The organism is Anaerolineales bacterium, assembly GCA_016928575.1.
GTDB lineage: Bacteria > Chloroflexota > Anaerolineae > Anaerolineales > RBG-16-64-43 > JAFGKK01.
The window spans coordinates 20,105-41,695 of record JAFGKK010000068.1 but is presented as its reverse complement, the minus strand read 5'-3'; the positions used below and the strand labels follow the sequence as shown (position 1 = coordinate 41,695).

The window sequence follows — 21,591 nt, the reverse complement described above, 5'->3', positions numbered from 1 at the left end:
CCCTGTGGCTTGGCAAACATGCGGGCGAATCCGCGGCCCCTCCGCTCTGCGCCTCACCATGCGCAAGCCTCCCGCCAGAGGTAAATCCGAGTGCGCCGGCTTGATTCCGCCGCGGGAATTCCGCCGGAAAACCCCTCCAACGGCGTGCAGGAGTCCAATTCACCGGGGTAAAAATCCGGCATGGTCATCAGCAGATCGGCCTCCCCCCGTTCCAGGTATTCGCGGAGGCTGATCTTCCCCGCCAGAAGGTTCACGGCGCCCAGGTCGGTCACCCCCCCCAAGTCCAGGATTCTCCTGCCGCCGAAGAATCCCAGCGCGCCGATATCGTGGGCGGCCACCACCGTTTCCGGCGGCATGTGGTCGCGGATCCAGACCGATGCCGCGACCATTTCGGATTCGATCAGGCGGACGTCTTCCGCGAATTGTCCGGCGCCGATCCATAAGAAGGCGGCCGCCAGTCCCGCCGCGCTGATCGACAGCGTGCGAACGGCAATCCGTCCGGCTCCCGCGGAGGAGTGTTTTTTCCATAAGCGGTGGCCTCCAACTGTGCCGTACGCGATCAGGACCGGAAGGACGGGGATGAAATAGCGCCCGTGCTGGTAGGTCGCCGGAAGCTGCACGGCATACAGGGCGAGATGGGCAACCGCCCAGAGCAAAGGCAACCCCCACACCGCCCCGCGCCCGCGGAGCACTCCCAGCGCCCCGCTCGGCAGGAAGAATGCCAGGACGGCGATCGGCCCCGCGAGCAGCGGGATCCACGGCTGCAGCAAACGGATCAGGATCGTGGTCGAGGTCAAAGATGTATATTCCACGGTTTTTACGAAATAGGTGTTCGGCAGCATGCGTCCGTTCAGGGAATACTCCAAGGCCGCGTATAGAAAAATCGGCATCGCCGCGCCCGCCAGGTAACCCGCCGCCTTCCCGGCCGAAACCGGCCGCCATTGGATCGCCGCGGCGAGCCCTGCCAGTCCGGTAAGCAGAAGCGCCTCCGGCCGAATCCATACGCCCATGCCCGAAAGCGCACCCATCGCCGCAGCCGCCAGCGGGAATTGGGATTGTCCGCCCCGGTCATCATGCACCGGAAAGAAAAGGAAAAGGATTGCGGAAATCCAGGTGCAAAACAGGACGGTTTCCATTCCGGACAGCGCCGCCCATACCAGGTGCCATTCCGCCAAGCAGAAAAAAAACGCCAAACGGGAGGCTCCGCGGTCGATTCGTCGGATCCACAGCCCGATCAGTCCGGCGTTGGCGGCCAGCAGAACGATGCCCAACACACTGCTCCAGACTTTGGGCGGCAGGGAAAACCAAAATGCGGGAACCTGCAAAAGAGTCCACAAAGGCGAAGTGGATCCTGCGGACTGCGGCCCGCCGGCGTAGGACCACCCCAAGCCTCCGGCCAGGGAACGGGCATAGGTTTGGTGAATCCACGCGTCATCCAGCGGAAATCCGGATACCCCGCCGGCTTGTTCCCGAACTAGGAACAAGGCCGGCCCGGCCAACCAGAGGCATCCCCAAGCCGCGACGCGCAAAAGGCGCTTCATGAATCCGTTCCCGGAGCGGCGGGGATCACTTCAAACCACACATACTCCATGCCGTCGTACTCCAAGCTGAAAATCCGCCTCAGCCGCGGATGCGAGTCCGTACCCCGGTACAGGGACTGCAGTCCTTCCGGAGCGTTTCCGTCCAACACGACAAAACGGACTCCATATCGGTCGGCGGCTTCGAGAAGCATTGTGGAATCCCCTGCCGGCACCGGTAGGCCCGGATACCCCGTCCGAACATAGAAGCACGGCGGATTGTTGACCATGAACCGGATGGTTCCGGGCGGCACCGGTTCCAAGCGGGAGACACCCATTACGTATTGGACGTTCAATCCATCCCAAGCGGACCCTCCGGACGCCGAGCCGACCACGCGGCTGTAATAGATGAATGCGCTGGCAGAAAGCGCCAAACCGGCCATGCCGGCTCCCAGGAAAGCGCGTGCGGAAACCGCTTCCCATTTCCTCCAGCGAATCAGCCGTTCGACAACGTCCTCCAAACCCAACGCCGCCGCCGCCGCCGCCGCCGGAATCAGCGCCGCAGATGAATGGAGAAAACCGCCGCGCGACCCTTGGAACGGATATACCGCGGTCATCAGGAAAAAAAGAATCAGCAGATAACCGGCAGCGGTCCGGATTTCGGATTTGCGCCTGAGGAGATACGCACCCCAGGCCATTAGCGGGAACAAAAAAACCAAGCCGAGTACGAAAACCGTCGTGGTCAGGTTGGCCTGAAACGCCTCCCAGCGCGCGGCCAGCATATCCTCCAAGCCGGCGGAGAGGAATCGCTCCAGGGTGAGATCGGCGGAGGGGTATCGGAAAAGGTCGTTGTATTCGTTGAGGAAAAACGCCTTTCCCGTGCCGGGAGGAAACGGGCTTCCCCATACCCGCAGGTTGCGGAGATACCAGATTCCGCTGGTGAGGAAATACCCGGCCGCTAGAAGACAGGTCCGGCCGGCGCGGGCCGGGTAGGAAAAGCAACCGTCTGCCAGGATTAGGATGGCGGCCACTCCCAACAAGAGGATGCCGTCCGCTCGGGCAAGATGCGCCAATCCGCACAGTGCGCCGATCAGAAAAACACGCCGGCGGGTTTGCGATCGGCCTGACCGGGCGGCCAGCAGGAGGGTCAAACCTCCAATCCACGCATAAATCAGAAAACTCTCGGTATTCAACCAGTAGACGGTGTAGAAACCCGAACCGATCGCGAAAAAACCGGCGAGGATGCCGACCCGGAAAGAACCGGTCAACTGCTTGCCCGTGAGGAAGGCCAGCCAGGGGAAGGATACGGCGAGAAGCAACAACGGCGCCTGGGCTTGCCGGAAGCCCTCCCCCAACAATCCCATCCCCGCCGCCGCGACGAATGAAGCGAGCGGCATCCAGTATTGGTAGGCGGGGTAAGGAATCTCAGCCTCCTCATCCAAGTAGTTCCATAAAAAAAACTCCTGCCAACCCGTTCCGCGGACGAGGTTCACGCCGCCGCTGTAGTAGTAGCAGGCATCCATCGTTCCGGGCCGGCGGATGAAGAAGGCTTCCATCCACGCCGCCGCCGAAGCCGTCAGCAGAAGCAGGAGCAAGAGGAACCCGCGCCACGCGGAGGCCGATCGGGTTTGGGGGGTCATGGCCGGGGAGGTTCAGCCTCCGGGCAAGACGAGGATGACGGCTTTATCGTCCTGATACAAAACCGTCCATCCCTCAGAAAGTAGAACCTGCCGGATCGGGGCGGTGACTTCGACAAACACTACTTCAATCCGCCATTGTTCCATGATCTCGCGCCAGCCTTCCCGCGCATGAATGACCGTGAGGTATTGACTCAGGATTTCGTCATCGTAGAGGTCCGTCCTGCCGTCCACAAACACCGGGATTCCGGGCAGATACCACAACAGATAAGAACCGAAGTTGTAGGAATTGAACATCCTGCCTTGCACCGGATTTTCCGCCAAATAGGAGACGGCGTCAACCGGCACCTGCCGGCGGATGGCCGTTTGGATGGATTCCGGTGAAAGCGATGCGGCTCCGAGAAACAGAACCGCGACGGTCAGGCAGGCGGCCGCCGCGATGTGGACGGCGGACTGCAGTTTCGATACGGCATGGTCCGGATCCCAGCCTGGGAAAAGACGGTCCACGATGGGCTGGGCGTATTTCATGATGACGGCCGGAGCGACGATGGAAAGCAAATTGGTGTTCCGCCAGGCCAGAAAACCCATATAGCCGATAAACGCGAGGAAACAAAAATCGCGGACATCCATCTTCTCGGGGGAGAAAACGACCGCGGCCCACGCCGCAAAAAAGAGGATCAGGAACAGCTGGGCTTCCAGGTAATGGAAATCGGGCGACTGCCATTCCTGGATGAATCTCTGTAGGAATTGGATCGATACGGTCTTAAACGGGTAGGCGAGGATGGTTATTCCATGCGGATTGACGGCGGCCGCAGCCAGGCACGCCGCAAGCGTTCCGACCAGCCAGGCCAGCTTCCGGCCCGTCTCGGGAGGCCGGGAGGCGCCTTGCGCCAGGAAATGCAACCCCTGCCCGAAAACCGCAACAAGCAAAAGAATGAACCCAACTGCAAACCCGGCGTGGATATTGACCCACAGGACCATGATCAGGGGCAGAACCCATAGTGCGTTCCGTCTGCCCCAAAGATACCGCCGCAGGCAAAGGTAAAAGCAGGCGGTGAACAGAAATGTGAACAGTTGCGGACGCGCATTCCAATAAATTTCGGATGCGCCCGCGGCCAGGATAAAAACCGCGCCGCGCAGGAAGGGATTCCCTTCCATGGTGAGATGGATGACGAGAAAAGCCAAAACCAGTACGCCGCCGAACAGGAGATTCAACCCCGCCAAGCCGCCCAGCGCGTGCACCTTGGCCATGAGTATTTCCGCCAGCCAGCCCGGGTAGTACCACGGTTCGCCGTCCCGTGAAAAGGAGAACCGATCCACTTGCGGCAGAGCCCGGTTTTCCAGGATCCATTGCCCGGTCCGCAGGTGCCACCAGGTGTCCGTGTCGATCATCGGCCGGGCGGCCATATACAGCAGACCTAGAAAAACGACGGTAATCACCAGGCGGCGTATGTTCACGGCTACCTCAATTCGATATCGAGCGGGGGCGAAATCGGAGAATTGGCGGGCGGCGGAGCGCAATCAGCAATTCAGCGCGGCTACATCCGGCGCAAGGCTTCCGCATAAGCCCGGTAGGCGTCTTGCAGGCGGCCGGCGCGGCTGCAAGCATCTCCCAGAAGGTTCCAGAGCTGGGGCGACGCCGGATCCTGCTCCAGATAGGTCGTCAGGTCTCCCGCGACGATCTCTGCGCGTTCGGGATCCTCGATCACTTGCTGATACGCCTCGGATGCTTTCTGCAAATCGGTTTCCAGATAGATGCGGGCTTCGCGGATGATCGCTTCCGCTTCCACGGCGGTAATTTTCCGAGCCTTCTTTCGGGAGGATTTCTTTGCGGCTTTTTCGGGTTTGGCGGCCGCAGGCGCCGGTTCGGGTGCAGTCGGAGCTGTTGCCGCCTGCGGGGCCAACGGAACCCAAGCGCCGGGTCTGGCGACGGCGGCGGGCTCCGATTCTTCGGCCGGAACGGTCTTGCGAGTCACTTCGGCGGGTGGCGGGGAAACCGCGGCAACGGATTTCTCCGGCGGCGCCGCGGGGCGGGACATGCTCTTCGGAGTGGACGCGGAAACCGGGGATACGGTCCCGGGTTTGAGGTTGCCGGTTTGTTTCTTTGGAATGGGCGGCACGTCCGCCACGGCGCTTCCCAAGGCTTTCTGCAGCCATTCCGGCGGCGGAACGAATTCCCCCTCATCATCTTCGCCGGCGGCCGTGCCGGCCGTAGACACAGTCGCCTCGGCCTGGGCCGGTTTGGGAATTCTCGGTTCCGCCGGCGGTTTCGGCGGAACCGGCGCAGGGAATGGAACAGCGGCGGCCGGTTGCGCCTGGACCGGCGTGCTTTCGACAGGTGACCTCTTTGAGGTGACGGTATCCTCCGACCCGGATACCGGCGCCGGTGCTTCGCTTTTGGCCGGCGTCTCCGCAGACGGAGGGAGGGATTCCCCTCTCGCAATGGCTGCAGCTTTAGAGACGGATGAAAAGGTCGCGGTTGGTGTCTTCCTCAGCGACCCGGTCTCCCGCTTGTCCATCCAACGGACGACGGTGTCGGAGGCGCCCGGTTTTTGGGCATCCAGCCAAGTCGGCAGCTGTGTTCCGGTGCCGGTCCGGCCCGGCGGCGGTGCTGTGGAAGGCTTCACACCGCTTTTCAATACCGCTTCATCCAAAGAACTCAACGTGGAGGTTTTCAACCGCCGGTCCAGCCATCGGGCCACCGTATCGCTTCCAGTCGGTTTGGATTTATCCAGCCATCCGGGGACTTGCGCCGCCCCGCCCGCGGGTTTTTCCTCCGCTGGTTTTGCCGGCCTCGTCGCATCGACCGGCGCCGCAGGCAACGGCTGGCTGGCGGCTTTTTCCCAGTCCACGACGGGAGCCGCCGCTCCGGAATTCGCCGGCCTCAACCAATCGGGCAACGGCGCCTCGGCTTTCGCCGCGGCGGGAGCGGCTTCCGCGGCATTCGGTTTTCCCTGCAGTTGGGTGACCAGCCAATCCGGCAGGTCTATTCCGTCTTTGGCCGTCGGCGTTGCATGGGCTGGACCCGGTTCCTCGGCCGCTTGTCCCGGCAGGGTTTGTGGCGGTTTGGGAGGAGCGGATTTTTGCGAAATGAAAGGAGTCTCAGGGGCCTCCGCAGAGGCAACAGCCTCTGACGGGGGTGAGGAAGGTGTTACCACGGGTGTTGCCGCAACGGCTCCCGAAGCCGGTACGGACGAAGCATCTCTGAGCCAATCCGGCAGTTCCACCTCCGGTTCGGCTCCTGCCGGGACTTCGGCGGGCGCTTTCGGCTGGCCCGATTCCGCGGCGGCTGCTGAGGGCCCGCCCTTCAACCAATCCGGGATTTCCACAGCAGGAGCCGTTTGAACCGGAGCTTCGACGGACGGTTTTGCTTCCACGGGGGCCGGCGGCCGTGCCGGGACCGCTTTCAACCAGTCGGGCATATCGACATCCGGAACGGGTTCCGCCGGAGGGCGTTCCTCTGCGGCCGCCGGAGATTCCGCGCCTTCCACCGGCATCGCGGCGGGTTGGATCCCCGATGGGGCGGCGCCTTTCAACCAATCTGGAATTTCCTCCGCGGGTGCCGCCTCGGGTTCGGCCTCCCGCGGTTTTTCGGCGGCGGGCTCCGGGGATGAAGCGGCTTTCATCCAATCCGGCAAGTCTACTTCCGGAGCGGATGCCGCTGGCGTTGGGGCGGAAGGCGGCGCCGAAGGCGCCTCTGCCGGCGGTTCGGTTTTTGCACCGAAGATCGGTTTCGACGGCGGGAGAACCGGCACCTCGGACGGTTCCGGTTTCATCCATTCTGGAATATCTTCTTCCGGCGGAGGCATTTTGCCGGCCGATTTTTTGGGCGGGCTGGCGGCGGGTGCCGAGGCTTCGCCGCGCATCCATTCGGGAACCAGTTCCACCGGTTTCGCGGCCGGGGCTGTCGTCTCCCGCAGCCAATCCGGAACGTCTTCGCCGGAGGGTTGGACGGAGGCCTGAGGTTCGGCCGGGGATACTCCCTTCATCCATTCCGGCATGGCGTCGGAGGGCGGTTTGGGTGCCTCTTTCATCCATTCCTGTTCCGGCGCGACCCCGGAGCTGGTGGGTTGCGATGAACTCAGCCAATCGGGGATATTTCCGGATTCGATTTCCAACGGGCCGGTTTTCGTTTCCGGCCTGGACCACTCCGGCAAAGATGTGGGCGGCAGAGCATCCACCGCGGGTGGAGGCGGAGTAGATAGCCAATCCGGAATATCGGAAATTTTTTCCTTCGGCGGCTCCGACGTCAGGGAGGACGTTTTGATCCAATCCGGTAAAGCGTTGCCGGTGGCCTGTTCCGCCGTTCCTGCGGGCGCCTTGGGTTCGACCGGCTGGTCCGCCATCGGCGCCGCCGCGGCGGCGGCCAGCCAATCCGGAAGCGCATCACCGGTTGCCGTTGCGGAAACGGGGGAGGCCGTTTCAGGCGGCGCAGCCGCCGCCGACAACCAATCCGGAAGCGGGCTGGACGTCCTCTCCGGCGGCGTTTCGGCTGGAATCGCCTGCTTCTGAATCCAATCCGGAAGTTCGCCCGTCGCAGTTCGGGCGATCGGGATGGGCGGCTCCGCCGGAGTGCCAATCGAAGGACCCGACGGAACGGGAGGCGTGACAGCAGCCGAGGCTTGCTCCAGCCAGGAGGGAATCGCTGCCGCGGATTCCGCCGAAGACTCGGCGGGTTTGGGAGTGGACGGGGATGCGGCTGAAGACTGGGAGGCCGCCGCCAGCCAATCCGGAATGGCTTGTTTTTGCTGCGGTTCTTCGATCTTCAATCCCAAAGACGACGCCCAAGACGGCTGCTGCTTTGTGCGGACGGTCTTTTCCTGCCCCTCATACTCCAGACGGGAGAGAGAGACCATTTGCCCGGGATGCTCAGCAATCCGCTTGTCTTTTTTCAAGATCTCGATATCGATATGGGGATCCAGCGATTCTATCCGCTGGAATAATTTTTCCGCGTCCTCCGCTTTGTCCGTCGCCAGCAGGACCAAGCCCAGTATCCGGTTGGCCTCCAGGCAATAGGGGAGCTTCTGCAAAAGGGTGTTGCAGAGGTCGGCGGCCTCCTGGATTGCACCGGAATCGTATAGTGCGGATGCCAGCAGGACCTGCAAATCCGGCCGGTCCGGATCCTCTGACAGAGCGCCGCGGATCTCCGCGATCGCCTGCCCGTACAACCCCCCTTTGATGTACATCCGCGCCAGCGCCGAACGGGTAAGGCGGAGTTTCGGCGGTTCCACCCCGTCCCGCCGGCCGCGCAGCCTGCGCACCTCCTGCTGAACCGTCGGATTGGACGGATTCACCTCGTAGGCGCGCTCCATATGCCAGATCGCCATATCGAGGTTGCTTTCGTCCTCCCGGACGATGGCCATCGCCACGTGCGAAAGCCAGTCTTCGGGTATGGCGGAAAGCACCCGCTGGAACACGTCCGCAGCATCGCCGTGGCGGCCTTGTTCCAAGAACGCCTTTCCCAAGAGCCGGTAGGTTTCGATATGGCGTGGGAAGGATTCCAAGACGTGCTGGCAATGCGCGATCGCCTCATCGAAATGGCCGTGATCGATAAGGTCCTTGATCTCCTGGTTATACGCGCGGAGTGCGATTTCCGTCATCCGTCATCCTTCGCATTAAGTATGCATCATCTTATGAGAAATCGCAACCCAAAGGGCATCTCCTCCGGTTTCCATGCGCCCTTTCAGACATCAATACCGTCGGCGGACCGCGGCGGCGCGGACGATCCGCCGAATTGCCCGCTCAGTAACTCCAATACACATCCATGACGGGAACCCCCTCCCGCTCCAAACGGTAGGCCGGCTGCCGGCCGGAGGCCCATTCCAGCAGCTCGGTCTCGGAATTGTCCGGTTGGTAAAGGCCGGATTGGCGGTATTGGAGGATCACGAATGTCGCTTCGTCGAAGGCGACCGCGGGCTTAAGGGAGGTGACTCCGCCGCCGAAGATCGATTCCGTTCCGAAGCCTTCCGGAACGGCGATGACGACATCCTGCCGCAGGACGCCGTGCAACTGGTAGTACACCAATACTTCGTAGCTCGAGGATTCGACCCACACCGAATCCCCGGGTTTGGCGTTGGCGTTGATGAAATCGATCGCCTCGCGGTAACTTTCACACCAATACGTGGTCTCCAATCCCATTTTCGCCGCTCCGGGCAATCCGCCCACGGCTTCGGAATAATACGAAAGCAGGTGCGGAAAGTAGGAGGTGATGCCGTGCACGGCCGGGGCAAGCACGATCAGGGCCGCCGCGGCGGACAGCGCGGTTCCCAGAACGGGAACCCGGACGCGTTGGAACATCGACCGCAGCATGCGCGCCAGCCAGGAGAATCCGGCGCCGGCCAGTGCGGCCAGAAACGGAAAGGCGGGCATGATCAACCGTTCGTTGTCGTAAACCATGGTCCGTCCGGCGGCCACCACGAGCATCGGCACCAACGCGTTTAGGAGCAACAGACTGCAGAACGCCCGGTCCCGCCGTCGGAATATTCCGCGCAGGATTCCGAGGCCGGCCAGGATCAGCGTACCCAAGGGAACGACGGCCAAGGTCATCACGAAGGGGAAATGCCACGGGGGCGGCATGAACAGCCGGCCGAGATAATACTGCGGTATCTTCCAGTGGCTTACCGTCTGGAAAGCCACAAAATCCTTAATTCGCTCAAAGGTGTCGTAATACAGCCACGGCCATAACCCGACGAAGACGGGCGCGGCGAGGATACCGGCCAGCACCAAACGCAGGATCAGGTAGGGTTTCCGCCGGAAAACCAACGTCCACAGGAAAAGGGTCGGCAGCACGAAGGCTGTGTTGATTTTGGTGGAGAGGGCCAAGCCCCACACCGCGCCCAGCAGGACCGTATAGCGCCAACGGGCGCTTTCCTTCGTGCGCCAGAATACGTAGGTGACGACCACGATCATCCCGGCGGCGGGAACGTCGAGCGCCGCCAAGTGGGCGTGGAAGAAGAGCCTCGGCAAGGTCATGAGGGCGGCCACGGACCCGATCGCCGCCGCTTCCCCCAACTCGTCCGCGATCATGTGATACAAAAGCGCGGCCATCAGCCCGAACAACAGCATGTTGGCCAACCGGTGCGCCAGCAGATCGTCGACGAGGGTGTGCGTCACCCCCCACACCAGCCCGGAGAAAACCTTGTTAAGGGGCGGATGCTCGGAGTTCGCCGTCCAATGACCGTCGATGACCTTCCGGTTCAATACGCCGTGCGGACCGAACACCAGCCGGTGGAACCAGCCTGTGTAGGATTCCGAGGCCGTGATGTAGGCCGGCTCATCCCAGGTGAGTCCGATGGCGTCGGCGGTGAGGATCAGGAGCGCTGCGGCGATCAGGCCGACGATGACGGCCCGCTTGCCGGAGGTCCAAAGGCCGGTTGTCCGATCCATAATGCCCTTCCCATGATCAGGATAAGAACACCATCCATTATAAGAAAATCGTTGGGGGGATTCAAGAAACGCAGCCCGGTGCCGCCGGATTCCTCCGTTCGATTCCGCGCCCGCCCGGGCGGAAAAAAGCCGGCGGTGGGCAATTCCGCCGGCGTCGTTCGGAGGATGGGGCCGGGAGAAGCCGGCATTCCGGTTAGAGCTCGACGAAGTAAGATTGCGCGGCCCGGTCGATCAGGTCCTTGGTCATGGTGGGTTCCGTGCCCATATAGCGGCCGATGTCGAGGATCTGATCGCACAAATCGCGCGGATGCGAAGCCCGCGGTTTGCGGTTGGTCTTGATATAGTATTCCTGGATCAGGTACGCCAGCGCCTGTTCGTTGTAAGCCACGCCCTTCGATTCCGCAACCCGTTTGAAGATTTCGCGGTACTCGTCAAAGGTCGGATCCACCACTTCGATCTTGTGGCGCAGGCGGCGCAGGAAGGCTTCATCCACCAGATCCTTCGGCGGAAGGTTGGTCGAGAACACCACCATCACGTCGAAGGGGATTTCGATTTTTTGTCCGGTGTGGAGGGTCAGATAGTCGATCCGATTTTCGAGGGGCACGATCCAGCGGTTCAACAGATCCCGCGGACGCACCTGCTGGCGGCCGAAGTCGTCGATCAGCAGGATGCCGCCGTTGGCCTTCACCTGAAACGGCGCCTCGTAGTATTTCTGCACGTCGTTGAACACCAGATCCAATCCGGCCAGGGTTAATTCGCCTCCGACCATGATGAACGGCCGCCGGATCCGCACCCAGCGCGGATCCCGTTTGCTGGCGCTGCGCTGGATGGTGCTGGTGGCCTGGCTGGAGGAAGGATCGTCTTCGGGAACCAATTGGTGGTTCACGGAATCGTATAACTTGACGACATGTCCTTCCACGTCCAGGGCGTAGGGAATGTACATTTCTTCTTGAAGAATCAGGTCGCCGATCGCCCGGGCCATAGTGGTTTTTCCGTTTCCGGGAGGTCCGTACAGGAAGATCGACGTTCCGGAGTTCACCGCCGGACCGATCCGGGAAAATGTCGTCTCCGAAAGCGTCAGGGCGTGCAGGCATTGATGCATCACGCGGGCGTTGACGGCCGGGCGCGCCCGGGCTTGTTTGCGAATCGCCGCATTGTAGTCGGTGAGCGGAACGGGCGCCGCTCCCGCATACTGGCTGCGATCCAGCGCCTCCCGCGCGCGAATCATCCCCTGACCGGTAATGGCGTACTGGTAGGCGCCGTCGCCGATCCCGGTTTGGGATTTCACCTCGATCAGTTTTTCCCGCTTCAGGGTTTCGACGATCTGGTCCACGATCCCGGTAAAGGGCAGCGCCATGAGGTCGGCCACCCGGAAGCCGGTGAGGTATCCGCGGAAGTAGAAAATTTTTAAAGCCAGGTCCTGCAGCCACAGCGAAGAGAGGCCGGTATCTTCCACGCGGGTGATGACGGGCGGTGTGAAACGGGGGCCCGATTCGGCGGCGCGGGGGATCGATGCAGGAGTGGGCAAAGGACACCTCCAGATGCAGAAGACCGGGGGGCTGGATCCTGATTCCAACGAATTATAGCACGAGCTCGCGGGTTGCCCAACACCGTCAGTCCCGGTATACTTTCCCTCGATGAAATTAAGCGTGGTGATCCCCGTCTTCAACGAGAAGGAAACGGCGGCCGAGATCGTCCGCAGGGTAAAGGCCACCGGCTTGGCATCCGAGATACTGTTGGTCGACGACGGCTCGACCGACGGAACCCGCGAGATCCTCCGTTCGCTCGACTCTCCCCCCGAGGTCGTCGCCGTATTCCATGATTGCAATCAGGGAAAGGGCGCGGCGCTGCGGACGGGATTCCGCAAAGCCTCCGGCGACGTGATCCTGGTCCAGGATGCCGACCTTGAATACAACCCGGCGGAATACCCCGCCCTGCTGGAGCCGATCGAATGTGGAGTGGCGGACGTGGTGTACGGATCCCGCTTCCTCGGAGCCAAACGCCGGGTGACGATGTTCTGGCACATGGTGGCCAACCACTTGCTGACCCTGGCGACCAATGTTCTCTACAACAGCATCCTCTCGGATATGGAAACCGGATACAAGGTGTTTAAAGCCGATCTGCTGAAAAGCATTCCATTACGCGCTAACCGGTTCGACTTCGAACCCGAAATCACCGCCAAGGTCCTGAAGCGCAAGGCGCGGCTTTTTGAAATTCCGATCTCCTTCAATCCGCGGGAGTACAACGAAGGGAAAAAGATCGGGCTGGCCGACGCCTTCGCGGCCGTTTGGGCGCTGGTAAAGTACCGTTTTGTGGATTAACCGTCTTCTCGGCCTGGGTGATAGAAAACCAAGTCGCAAATACACGCAGAGAGATGAATCGGCATAGTTGTCCCTGACATTCCTTCGCTCGGCGGGCTTTTTTCTTAATAACCACTAAGGCGCGATGAAGCTAAGAACGGTTTTTTTACCTATCTCAGCCTCCCCCCATCCGCCTTTCCCTCGCTTCACTCGTAATATCCGCTCGGGACTTTTTTTGTATGTTGATAAGGGTAGTCGAGCCTCGCCCCGCTACTCGGAGCAAGGCCGGGGTAGGCCGCTGTTTATTCAGGCGCATCCCTGGCCCAGCCCGGCCAGGGCGGACGAGACCCTAGCAATTTTCAATAATTTCGTTGCGCTCTGAAAATGCACTGGGGCTTCTCAACCGCCATGTTTTTTTCAACACCCTGCCAAGTGTGGTGTCTCGAAAAATCCTTTTGCAGGGTGAGGAAAAATTCCTTTTTTCATTTTCATAATCGATGGAGAATGGTCAGCGGAGAGGGCGCTGGTGTCAGGCTATCCTTTAATATCGATCACCCGCATCTGCAACCGCCTGCCGTAATAGGTATCCTCTTCGAGCGAGAAGGCGACATCCACGGTCCGCGGCAGGACGCTTTCCATGGAACCGAAGCCGAAGGCAATGGCGCCGATGGAAGCATCCCCCTCGGCCAGGGTCAGTTTCAAATGCGAAGAATCCTTGCCCACGCAACGTTTTTGCAGCACGCGCAATCCGCGGCTGAAGAATGCCGGCGCCGGATTCCCCTGCCCGCACGGTTCCAGGCGGGCGATCCACCGGTGCAAGTCCCACGAAATTTCGTTAAGCCGGACTTCCGAATCCAACGCCAAGACCGGATGAAGCGCCTTCCCGCGGAGGGCGTCCGCGGCGAGTTTTTCCAGCCTGCTCCGTAAATCGGGGAGGCGATCCCGCGCGACGGTAAAGCCCGCGGCCGCGGAATGTCCCCCGAAGCGGTCGAGGATTTCGCGGCAGGCTTCCAGCGCTTCAGTGATGTGGAAACCCGGTATGCTGCGGATCGAGCCCCGCGCTTTCTCCCCTTCGACCGCGACCACCGCCACCGGGCGGAAGTAGTCCTCCATCAGGCGGGATGCCGCCAGCCCGATCACTCCGGGATTGAATCCTTCGTGTTCCACCATGATGAAGAACGGGGGAGAATCCGGATCCCAATCCGCGGCCTGCGAGGCTAGGGTCCGCGCCTGGGCGACGGCGGCTTTGGTCAGCGACTGGCGTTCCCGGTTTTGGGCGTTCAGCCGCGAAGCATATTCCCGGGCTTGCTGCGCGTCGCGGGAGAGGAGCAGGCGCACAGCCGAGTCCGCGGTATCCAGCCGGCCCGAGGCGTTCAGCCGGGGGCCGAGGATGAAACCGATCCCCTGGGCGGAGACGTCACCGCACTTCAGCCCCGCCGCCTGCATCAATTGCTCCAGCCCGGGCCGCATGTGGAGCCGCACCGGAGCGTTGAGGATTTCCAGACCTTCGCGGACCAGGCGGCGGTTTTCCCCCAACAGGGGCACCATGTCGGCCACCGTACCGACGGCGACGAGGTCGAGATACCCTTCGGGTGCGGGGCAGGCGCCCGCTCCGATCCGGCGGGAGATCGCCTGTACCAAGCGGTAAGCCACTCCCACTCCCGCGAGGTTTTTCTCGGGGTACGCGGAACCGGACCGTTTGGGATCGAGGAACGCCAAGGCGGCAGGCTCTTCTTTCCCCGGGGGATGATGATCGGTGATGATCAGATCCAGGTTGCGCTTGGCCGCAAACTCGGCTTCGGCCGCCGACCGGGCGCCGCAATCTACCGTCACCACGATCCGCGCGCCCTCGGCGGCCAAACCCTCCAGCGCAGGGCGGTTCAATCCATAGCCTTCTGCGAACCGGCTGGGGATGTAATGGGAGGCGCGCGCGCCGATCGATTCCAGGAAATCCACCAGCATGGCGGTGGCCGTCACGCCGTCGGTGTCGTAATCGCCGTAGACGACGATCGGCTCCCCGGACCGGATCCCGCGCAGGATCCTCTCCACCGCCTCGGACATGCCCTCCAGCAGGAATGGATCCGCCGCAGGCTCGAGGTCGGATTGGAAAAAGGCGCGCGCCGCATCCTCCTCGGCGATGCCGCGGTGGAACAAGGCGCGTACGATGGGCTTGGGGATGAAATGCAGTTCCCGGAAGACCGGCTCCCCGGGCTCCGGAGCGATTTCCCATCGTTTGGCGGGCTTCATCGGAAAATCCTCCCCCTTCCCGCGGCCGAACGCCAGCGGAGTCCGCCGCTCGGGACGGTCATGTTTCTCCGAAGGCGCGCCGGACTTCCCGGTCGTTGTAGAAGATCAGCGAAGCGATGCCGGCAATCAGCGCGAAGACGTTTCCAAAAAGGGCGCCGAGGATTTCCAGCACGGCAATGTGATATGCGGGCCGGACCTTCGGAGAAATCGGATTCCGCAGCAGCTTCGCGGCGTAGAGGATCTCCAGCGATCCGAGGATCAGCGGACAGAAGCCCAAAGGGATGCAAATGCATCCGAAGGGGAAGGTGAGAATTCCGAATGCGGAAAGGACGAGGAACAACGGGAGGCTCCAGAACAGATTGAGCAGGCCGCTGATCAAGGTCATCACCGCTATGGCGGTGAGGCGGGCGGGCTTCCGTAACGGACGGACAGAATCCATAACCTGCGCTCCGACGGTGCGTCCGGACCGGCACGGGGACCGGCTTCGGCGCCGGCACGTAAAGTCTCCTATGCAGGGCGGATCTGTGGGATGGGTTTATCGTGGGACCCCCTAGCAACATTTCTAAAGAGGAAGGCAAGATAAAAACCCGCGTTCGGCGGGCTTTTATCTTGTCTTCCTTCAAGGAATTCGGGAGGCGCTTACGCCCAACCCTGGTCTTTGCAGAACTTGGTGATGACGGGGATTTCGACGTATTTCCCGCCGTAGGCCTGGAATCCCCAATAGACGCCTACCGCCCAGATAAGGATCGACGGAAGACCGAAGCAGAAGAAGAGCAGTCCGCTGATGATGGTACCGCCGACGAGGTTGAAGAGGCCCCAAATCAGCGCCTGCGCGTTATGCGCCTTGATAAACGGCCGACTCTTTTTATCTTCCAATAGAAGGAGAATGATCGGCACGAGAGGGGAAAACACGTACGCCAAGAGTGCCCACAGTTTGTCGTCGCTTGTTGCATCCGGTGCTGCCTGTCCTGCCATTGTTCCTCCTTAAGAAGGTGCTGCTCAGGGTTGGTGGAAAATGCAAATCGGATGCCAGGATTATAAAGGCAAGTCGCCGGGAATGCAACTCGCGGCTCGGAACCCGCCACCACGCGATGATAGAATTGGGTTCATGCGCTCCGTTTTCATGGGGTCTCCCGAATACGCCCTGCCGGCGCTCGAGGCGTTGGCCGAAATGAGCGAGGTGGCGGGAGTTGTGACCCAACCGGACCGCCCGGCTGGCCGCGGCCGCAGCCTATCGCCTCCGCCGGTGAAGGCGTTGGCGCAGGACCTCGGCCTCGAGATCATCCAGCCGGAGGTCCTCCGCTCCGCGGAAGCGATGGACCGCCTGCGGAAATGGAGTCCGGAAGTGATTGTGGTGGCCGCCTTTGGAAAAATCCTCCGCCCGGAGCTTCTCACTCTTCCCCGGCTTGGCTGTATCAACCTGCACGCTTCGCTTCTTCCGCGGCACCGCGGAGCCGCCCCGATCCCGGCCGCCATCCTGGCCGGCGACGCGGAAACCGGCGTCAGCCTGATGCGGATGGATGAGGGCGTGGATACCGGACCGGTCCTGGCGCAAAAAAGCACCCCGATCAGCCCGGAGGACACAGCGGACAGCCTGACCGGGAAACTCGCCCGCCTGGCGGGGGAAATCCTGCGTGAGTTTTTTCCCGTATATATACGTGAGGGTTTGACGGCCGCGCCGCAGGATGCTTCACGCGCATCCTATGCGCCCCAATTGAAAAAAGAGGATGGAAAGTTGGATTTCCGGCAGACGTCCGAAGGATTGCACCGCAAGGTGCGGGCGTATCACCCCTGGCCCGGCGCGTACTTCCCGTGGAAAGGCCGTCCGCTGAAAATCATCGAGGTCCAACCGGCGCCGTTTGCCGGGAACATCCCTCCGGGCACCGTTGTGGAGCACGCGCGGTTCCCCGCCGTGCGAACCGCCGATGGGATCCTCCTCTTAAGGAAGGTCCAGCCGGCCGGGAAAAAGCCCATGCCGGGCGACGAATTCCTCCGCGGCGCCAGGGATTTTCTCGGCCGGGAGTTGTCCTGAGGAAAGGAGAAATCCGCGGTGGAGAAGAAAACCTTCCATGGGAGAATCGCCCCCGCCGACATTGCCCGCGCGTTGCTTGCCGAATTCGATCATGGAAACCTGCAGGCGCAGATAGTCGGGAGCGGAGATCGAATCGTGGTTCAGATTGCCAGCCGGGCGTTCCGCGAATCCGGCGGCCAGACGGCGTTGGCGGTCGTCCTGGAAAAAGTCGAGGACGGCGTGATGGTGCAACTGGGCGACCAGCAATGGTTCGGGGTGGCCGCCAGCATGGGCCAGACGGCGCTTTCGGCGTTGTCGGCGTTGCGGAATCCGCTTGCCCTGCTGGGGCGATTGGACGACCTGGCCCAGGATATTTCTTCTATCCAGCTGGCGGAAACCGTTTGGAGAACAATCCAGCGGACCGTCGAAGCCGCCGGTGCCAGCCATCAGATTTCGGAACGGCTGCGGCGGACGGAGTGCGCCTATTGCGGCGCGGCCGTGCCGGTCGGTGAAGCCACCTGTCCGGCCTGCGGCGGTCCGATGGGGACCGCCCAGCCGAAAGCTTGCTTGAAATGCGGGTTCGTGCCGCCCTCCGGCTCCCGCAACTGCCCGAAGTGCGGCGCCAAGATGCCGTAGGCATCCACCAAGGGATAAACCCTTCTCCTCGTGCACTGATTCCCGGCCTGCGGCCACCGATCCCCTTTTTATTCCTCGTGTTGTCTTGCCGACTCCCAGTCTCAGGATGACTTCCGTCGGGGAATCATAGGATTTACCCCAGCCTGCCCTTCTCCGCCCCGCTGCTCATTTGACATTTGTACGGAACGAAAATCCCCAATGCTTTACACCTCACCCGGATCCGCCCTGCAATTCACACTTCCTCCGATCCTGGCTTTTCGCCGTCCGACCGCCGGGCGCGGTATAATGCTTATTGCGAATAATCGCAATAAGTGCAGAGGGCATCCATGACCCACGATTTGCTGAATTATCACCATCGGTTGCGCAGCTCCGGGCACCGAGTCACCCCGCAACGCAAGGCCATTCTGGATGCGATCTGCGAAGCGGGCGGCGGAATGACCACCGAAGACATCCTCCTCCGTTTGCGGAAAAAAAATCCCCGCTTGAATCGAGCGACAGTTTACCGAAATTTGAGCTTCCTCCAGAACATGCACCTGGTGGAATCCTCCGGCAGCGGAAAGTCTAGAACCTTTGAGATCTCCAGTCTGAATCCTCGTCATCGCCAGCGTTGCCGGGTTTGCGGCGAAGAAATCGATTTGGATTGCAAATATGTCCGGCGCCTCAAACAATCCATCTTCAAAGACCTCCGTTTTGAAATCGACGATCATCATCTATCGTTTTTGGGAATATGCCGCCGCTGTCAATCCGAAAACCGGAAATCCCTGCCAGCGGCGGAAATCTTGAAGTAGGGCATCCGCCCGGGAGGAACCATGCAGAAACAGAAGGTTTTTTCCGATGCCATCCGCCGCCGGCCTTTGCGCTTCGCCTGCGGCCTGGGGCTGGCATGGCTGGTCACCACCGCCATGCACATTCCTGACGGTTTTCTTTCCTTGGCCGTAGCGGTCTTGTTTTGGGTGTTGGCAGTCGTGGTTATTGGGTATGCGCTTTCCCGGATTCGCAGCCGGTTGCCGGAACGCCAGGTTCCGCTGATGGGCATTCTGGCTGCCGTCATTTTCGCAGGCCAGATGCTGAATTTTGCGGTGGCCGGCGGCACTTCCGGACATCTCTTGGGCGCGGCGTTGGCGGCGATCCTGCTCGGACCGTGGGCCGCCGTGCTGGTCATGACCTGCGTGGTTTCCGTCCAGGCGCTGATATTCCAGGACGGCGGACTGCTGGCGCTCGGCGCCAACCTCTTCAACATGGCTTTTGTCGGCGTATTCGCCGCCTGGGGTGTCTTTCAATTGATTCGCAGAATCACGCCGCGCGCCCGCTGGAGCCTGCTGTTGGCCGGATTCCTGGCCGCCTGGGCGTCGATCGAGATCGCCTCATTGGTCGCCGCAATTCAACTCGCCCTATCCGGTACCTCGCCCGCCAATGTGTCCGTTCCGGCGATGGGCGGAATCCATGCCCTGATCGGAATCGGTGAAGGCCTGATCACCCTGGGAGCCTTGGCATTCCTCCTGGTGGTTCGTCCGGGTTTGCTGGAGGAGGGTACCGGTGCGCGGGAGGCTAAACCGCTGTGGATCGGCGGATTGGCGGTCGCGGCTTTGCTAGCCGTCTTTTCGCCGTTGGCTTCCGCGCATCCGGACGGTTTGGAATGGGTTGCGGAGCAGACCGGCTTTCTCGACACCGCACAAGGGCCGGTGTACGAGATCGTTCCGGATTATGTCGTTCCCGGCATTTCCAATGAGGCACTGGCAACCATTTTGGCTGGATTGCTCGGGGTTGCCATCGTCGCAGCTGCGGGATTCGCAGTGTCGCGCATCCGCAAGGGCAACCCTTCTTCGTAAAGGGATATTAAGAACTCTACCGAAAAAAGTGAGTTTTATTATTCTTCCCCTCATCTTTCGATCCTCTTCCAGCTTTCCCCCCGCTTCGCAGAGTCTGGCGCCGGGAGAGGGAGATAAAAGTGAGGGGTTTTGTTTTTTTTTCGGATCCCGTGGATGGTGCATCCTTCTTAAGAATGTGTCTCTTCAGCCTCCCCCTCATTCGCCCTTCGGGCACACTCTCCCAGCCTAACATTTACGGAAGAGATGAATTTGTCTGAAGCCATCAAACTTTGGAGATGGACTGGGAGGGTTTCTCCCGTCACTGTCCCGCATGTAGCCCGGGACAGTGACGGGAGAATGGTATAAGTGGAGAAATATTGGTGCGTGTTGTTCGTCGATTCTTCGGATCCTTGAATTGGGTTGAGAAGATACCCAAAAATTAGGTCTTTCAAAACGGGTTAAACCGTCATTTTCCAACATTGAGACAATTGTATTTTCCACCTGTCAAGGTAAAATAGCCGTCCGATGCATGCGCATGTGTTCGATCCGTATGTCGATGCGAATAGTCCGGTCCATTCCCTGGATCCAAGGATTAAATTAGCGTTGGCCGTGGTTTTCATTATCGGCGTCGCCCTGGTTCCCATCGGATCTTGGGCGGCATTGGTTTTATTCCTCGCCACCATCCTTGGCGCCATAATCCTCTCATTAATTCATCCGGCAAAGATCTTACGCCGCAGCGTTATCGCGCTTCCCTTTGTGCTGGCGGCCGTACCGCTGTTGTTTTCAGGATCAGGCAATCCTTTATTTTCTATCCCAATCGGCGAATTAAATATAAATATCTTTTCCGGTGGAATGATTCGTTTTCTTACTATTGTTGTTAAATCGTGGATATCTATAATGGCGGCTCTTTTACTTTCGGGAACAACTAATTTTCAAGAACTTCTTGTGGCTATGCGCAGTTTCAGAATAAACCGTCTCCTGGTAGCCGTCATCGGATTGATGTGGCGCTATTTGTTTATTTTGGCGGATGAGGCCATCCGCTTAATGCGCGCCCGGGATGCCCGCAGCGGCGCAGAACTCGGAAAACGAGCCGGCGGGACCGTGTTTTGGAGAGCGAAGGTGACCGGCGGTATGGCCGGCTCCTTGTTTATCCGCGGATTTGATCGGGCGGACAGGGTGTATTCGGCAATGCTGGCCCGCGGCTACGACGGGGAAACCCGATCGCTTCCGGCACCGCCCATCCCCCGGGTCCAGTATGCTGTCCTGATCGCGGGAATTATCTGGATAAGCATTCCTATACTCATCAGTTATTTGATCCGCTAGAGATCCCATCATGCATAACACTTTGGAAATCGAACACCTTCATTCGCGTTATCCCGACGGTCCGATCGTGCTGTACGACGTTACCCTGCACATCCGCGCCCGCGAACGCGTGGCGCTGGTAGGCCCCAACGGCGCCGGGAAATCCACGTTGATGCTCCATCTTAACGGCATCTTGCGCGCGGAATCCGGCATAATCCGGGTGTGCGGGACGCCCCTTGAAGATTCCACCCTGCGGGCCGTCCGCCGCGCGGTGGGGCTGGTCTTTCAGAATCCCGACGACCAGCTCTTTTCCCCGACCGTGTTCGATGATGTGGCTTTCGGTCCGATGTACCAGGGATGCGCGCCGGAGGAAATCCGCCGACGAGTCCACAGCGCGTTGGCGGCCGTGCACATGGAATCCTACATCCATCGGGTTTCGCATCACTTGAGCGTCGGCGAGAAAAAGCGGATCGCCATTGCCACGGTCCTTTCCATGGACCCGGAGATCCTGGTCTTGGATGAACCGACCGCCGGCTTGGACCCCCAAGCCCGCCGGAATTTCATCCGCCTTCTGGCGGAACTGCCGCAGACGATGCTGGTGGCGGCGCACGATCTGTCGTTCGTCCGGGAGATCTGCCAGCGTACGGTGATTCTGGATTCAGGCCGGATTGTCGCCGATGGTCCGACGCGGAAGATCCTTGCCGACCGCAAATTGCTCGCGGCGCACGGTTTGCAGGCCTGAAAACC

The 21,591-nt window shown here is 60.8% G+C and carries 16 protein-coding genes; 7 read left to right on the top strand and 9 right to left on the bottom strand.

Going from position 1 to position 21,591, the window contains the following annotated elements:
• Positions 1-53: 53 nt before the first annotated feature.
• The 6 genes from JW929_09170 to JW929_09145 all read right to left on the bottom strand — a co-directional run bounded on the left by JW929_09170 (position 54) and on the right by JW929_09145 (position 12,083).
• Entirely contained in the window at positions 54-1,541 is a 1,488-nt protein-coding gene (locus JW929_09170) for a hypothetical protein (GenBank protein ID MBN1439567.1), read from the bottom strand.
• Complete coding sequence (locus tag JW929_09165) at positions 1,538-3,157, bottom strand: hypothetical protein (GenBank protein ID MBN1439566.1); 1,620 nt, start codon at positions 3,155-3,157, stop codon at positions 1,538-1,540. The genes JW929_09170 and JW929_09165 overlap by 4 nt, the downstream gene beginning before the upstream one ends.
• Positions 3,158-3,169: 12 nt before the next feature.
• Positions 3,170-4,612: a hypothetical protein gene (locus tag JW929_09160; GenBank protein ID MBN1439565.1), complete on the bottom strand. Its 1,443-nt coding sequence runs from the start codon at positions 4,610-4,612 to the stop codon at positions 3,170-3,172.
• Positions 4,613-4,692: 80 nt separating this feature from the next.
• Positions 4,693-8,754 carry a tetratricopeptide repeat protein gene (locus tag JW929_09155; GenBank protein MBN1439564.1) on the bottom strand — a complete coding sequence of 1,354 codons (4,062 nt, stop codon included), beginning with the start codon at positions 8,752-8,754 and terminating at the stop codon, positions 4,693-4,695.
• Positions 8,755-8,896: 142 nt separating this feature from the next.
• Positions 8,897-10,540, bottom strand: coding sequence for a glycosyltransferase family 39 protein (locus JW929_09150; protein MBN1439563.1), 1,644 nt, complete (start codon positions 10,538-10,540; stop codon positions 8,897-8,899).
• A gap of 193 nt (positions 10,541-10,733) precedes the next feature.
• Entirely contained in the window at positions 10,734-12,083 is a 1,350-nt protein-coding gene (locus tag JW929_09145) for an AAA family ATPase (GenBank protein ID MBN1439562.1), read from the bottom strand.
• 94 nt (positions 12,084-12,177) lie between these two features.
• On the opposite strand from JW929_09145, the gene JW929_09140 reads away from it, so the two are divergent.
• Positions 12,178-12,861 carry a glycosyltransferase family 2 protein gene (locus JW929_09140; GenBank protein ID MBN1439561.1) on the top strand — a complete coding sequence of 228 codons (684 nt, stop codon included), beginning with the start codon at positions 12,178-12,180 and terminating at the stop codon, positions 12,859-12,861.
• Between the two features lie 513 nt (positions 12,862-13,374).
• Here the strand turns inward: JW929_09140 and recJ are convergent.
• The 3 genes from recJ to JW929_09125 all read right to left on the bottom strand — a co-directional run bounded on the left by recJ (position 13,375) and on the right by JW929_09125 (position 16,062).
• Positions 13,375-15,087, bottom strand: a complete 1,713-nt coding sequence (gene recJ / locus JW929_09135) for a single-stranded-DNA-specific exonuclease RecJ (GenBank protein ID MBN1439560.1) — start codon at positions 15,085-15,087, stop codon at positions 13,375-13,377.
• Positions 15,088-15,145: 58 nt separating this feature from the next.
• Positions 15,146-15,526, bottom strand: coding sequence for a hypothetical protein (locus JW929_09130; GenBank protein MBN1439559.1), 381 nt, complete (start codon positions 15,524-15,526; stop codon positions 15,146-15,148).
• 200 nt (positions 15,527-15,726) lie between these two features.
• Positions 15,727-16,062 (bottom strand): hypothetical protein, encoded by a 336-nt coding sequence (locus tag JW929_09125; GenBank protein MBN1439558.1) that lies wholly within the window; start codon positions 16,060-16,062, stop codon positions 15,727-15,729.
• Positions 16,063-16,195: 133 nt separating this feature from the next.
• Here JW929_09125 and JW929_09120 point away from each other — a divergent pair, with 133 nt between their 5' ends.
• The 6 genes from JW929_09120 to JW929_09095 all read left to right on the top strand — a co-directional run bounded on the left by JW929_09120 (position 16,196) and on the right by JW929_09095 (position 21,586).
• Positions 16,196-17,119 carry a methionyl-tRNA formyltransferase gene (locus tag JW929_09120; GenBank protein ID MBN1439557.1) on the top strand — a complete coding sequence of 308 codons (924 nt, stop codon included), beginning with the start codon at positions 16,196-16,198 and terminating at the stop codon, positions 17,117-17,119.
• A gap of 18 nt (positions 17,120-17,137) precedes the next feature.
• The gene (locus tag JW929_09115; protein ID MBN1439556.1) at positions 17,138-17,734 is read left to right on the top strand and encodes a zinc ribbon domain-containing protein; all 597 of its coding nucleotides are present in this window, start codon (positions 17,138-17,140) and stop codon (positions 17,732-17,734) included.
• A gap of 326 nt (positions 17,735-18,060) precedes the next feature.
• Positions 18,061-18,522, top strand: a complete 462-nt coding sequence (locus JW929_09110; GenBank protein ID MBN1439555.1) for a transcriptional repressor — start codon at positions 18,061-18,063, stop codon at positions 18,520-18,522.
• A gap of 114 nt (positions 18,523-18,636) precedes the next feature.
• Positions 18,637-19,563 carry a PDGLE domain-containing protein gene (locus JW929_09105; protein ID MBN1439554.1) on the top strand — a complete coding sequence of 309 codons (927 nt, stop codon included), beginning with the start codon at positions 18,637-18,639 and terminating at the stop codon, positions 19,561-19,563.
• A gap of 504 nt (positions 19,564-20,067) precedes the next feature.
• Positions 20,068-20,865 (top strand): cobalt ECF transporter T component CbiQ, encoded by a 798-nt coding sequence (cbiQ, locus tag JW929_09100; GenBank protein ID MBN1439553.1) that lies wholly within the window; start codon positions 20,068-20,070, stop codon positions 20,863-20,865.
• Between the two features lie 10 nt (positions 20,866-20,875).
• On the top strand, positions 20,876-21,586 hold the full coding sequence (locus JW929_09095; GenBank protein ID MBN1439552.1) for an ABC transporter ATP-binding protein: 711 nt from the start codon (positions 20,876-20,878) through the stop codon (positions 21,584-21,586).
• The last annotated feature ends 5 nt before the right edge of the window (positions 21,587-21,591 follow it).

Excerpts from the sequence above, each read along its gene's own strand:
- JW929_09170 (MBN1439567.1), bottom strand. The coding sequence starts at position 1,541 with ATGAAGCGCCTTTTGCGCGTCGCGGCTTGGGGATGCCTCTGGTTGGCC.
- JW929_09165 (MBN1439566.1), bottom strand. The coding sequence starts at position 3,157 with ATGACCCCCCAAACCCGATCGGCCTCCGCGTGGCGCGGGTTCCTCTTG.
- JW929_09155 (MBN1439564.1), bottom strand. The coding sequence starts at position 8,754 with ATGACGGAAATCGCACTCCGCGCGTATAACCAGGAGATCAAGGACCTT.
- JW929_09150 (MBN1439563.1), bottom strand. The coding sequence starts at position 10,540 with ATGGATCGGACAACCGGCCTTTGGACCTCCGGCAAGCGGGCCGTCATC.
- JW929_09140 (MBN1439561.1), top strand. The coding sequence starts at position 12,178 with ATGAAATTAAGCGTGGTGATCCCCGTCTTCAACGAGAAGGAAACGGCG.
- recJ (MBN1439560.1), bottom strand. The coding sequence starts at position 15,087 with ATGAAGCCCGCCAAACGATGGGAAATCGCTCCGGAGCCCGGGGAGCCG.
- JW929_09130 (MBN1439559.1), bottom strand. The coding sequence starts at position 15,526 with ATGGATTCTGTCCGTCCGTTACGGAAGCCCGCCCGCCTCACCGCCATA.
- JW929_09125 (MBN1439558.1), bottom strand. The coding sequence starts at position 16,062 with ATGGCAGGACAGGCAGCACCGGATGCAACAAGCGACGACAAACTGTGG.
- JW929_09120 (MBN1439557.1), top strand. The coding sequence starts at position 16,196 with ATGCGCTCCGTTTTCATGGGGTCTCCCGAATACGCCCTGCCGGCGCTC.
- JW929_09110 (MBN1439555.1), top strand. The coding sequence starts at position 18,061 with ATGACCCACGATTTGCTGAATTATCACCATCGGTTGCGCAGCTCCGGG.
- JW929_09105 (MBN1439554.1), top strand. The coding sequence starts at position 18,637 with ATGCACATTCCTGACGGTTTTCTTTCCTTGGCCGTAGCGGTCTTGTTT.
- cbiQ (MBN1439553.1), top strand. The coding sequence starts at position 20,068 with ATGCATGCGCATGTGTTCGATCCGTATGTCGATGCGAATAGTCCGGTC.
- JW929_09095 (MBN1439552.1), top strand. The coding sequence starts at position 20,876 with ATGCATAACACTTTGGAAATCGAACACCTTCATTCGCGTTATCCCGAC.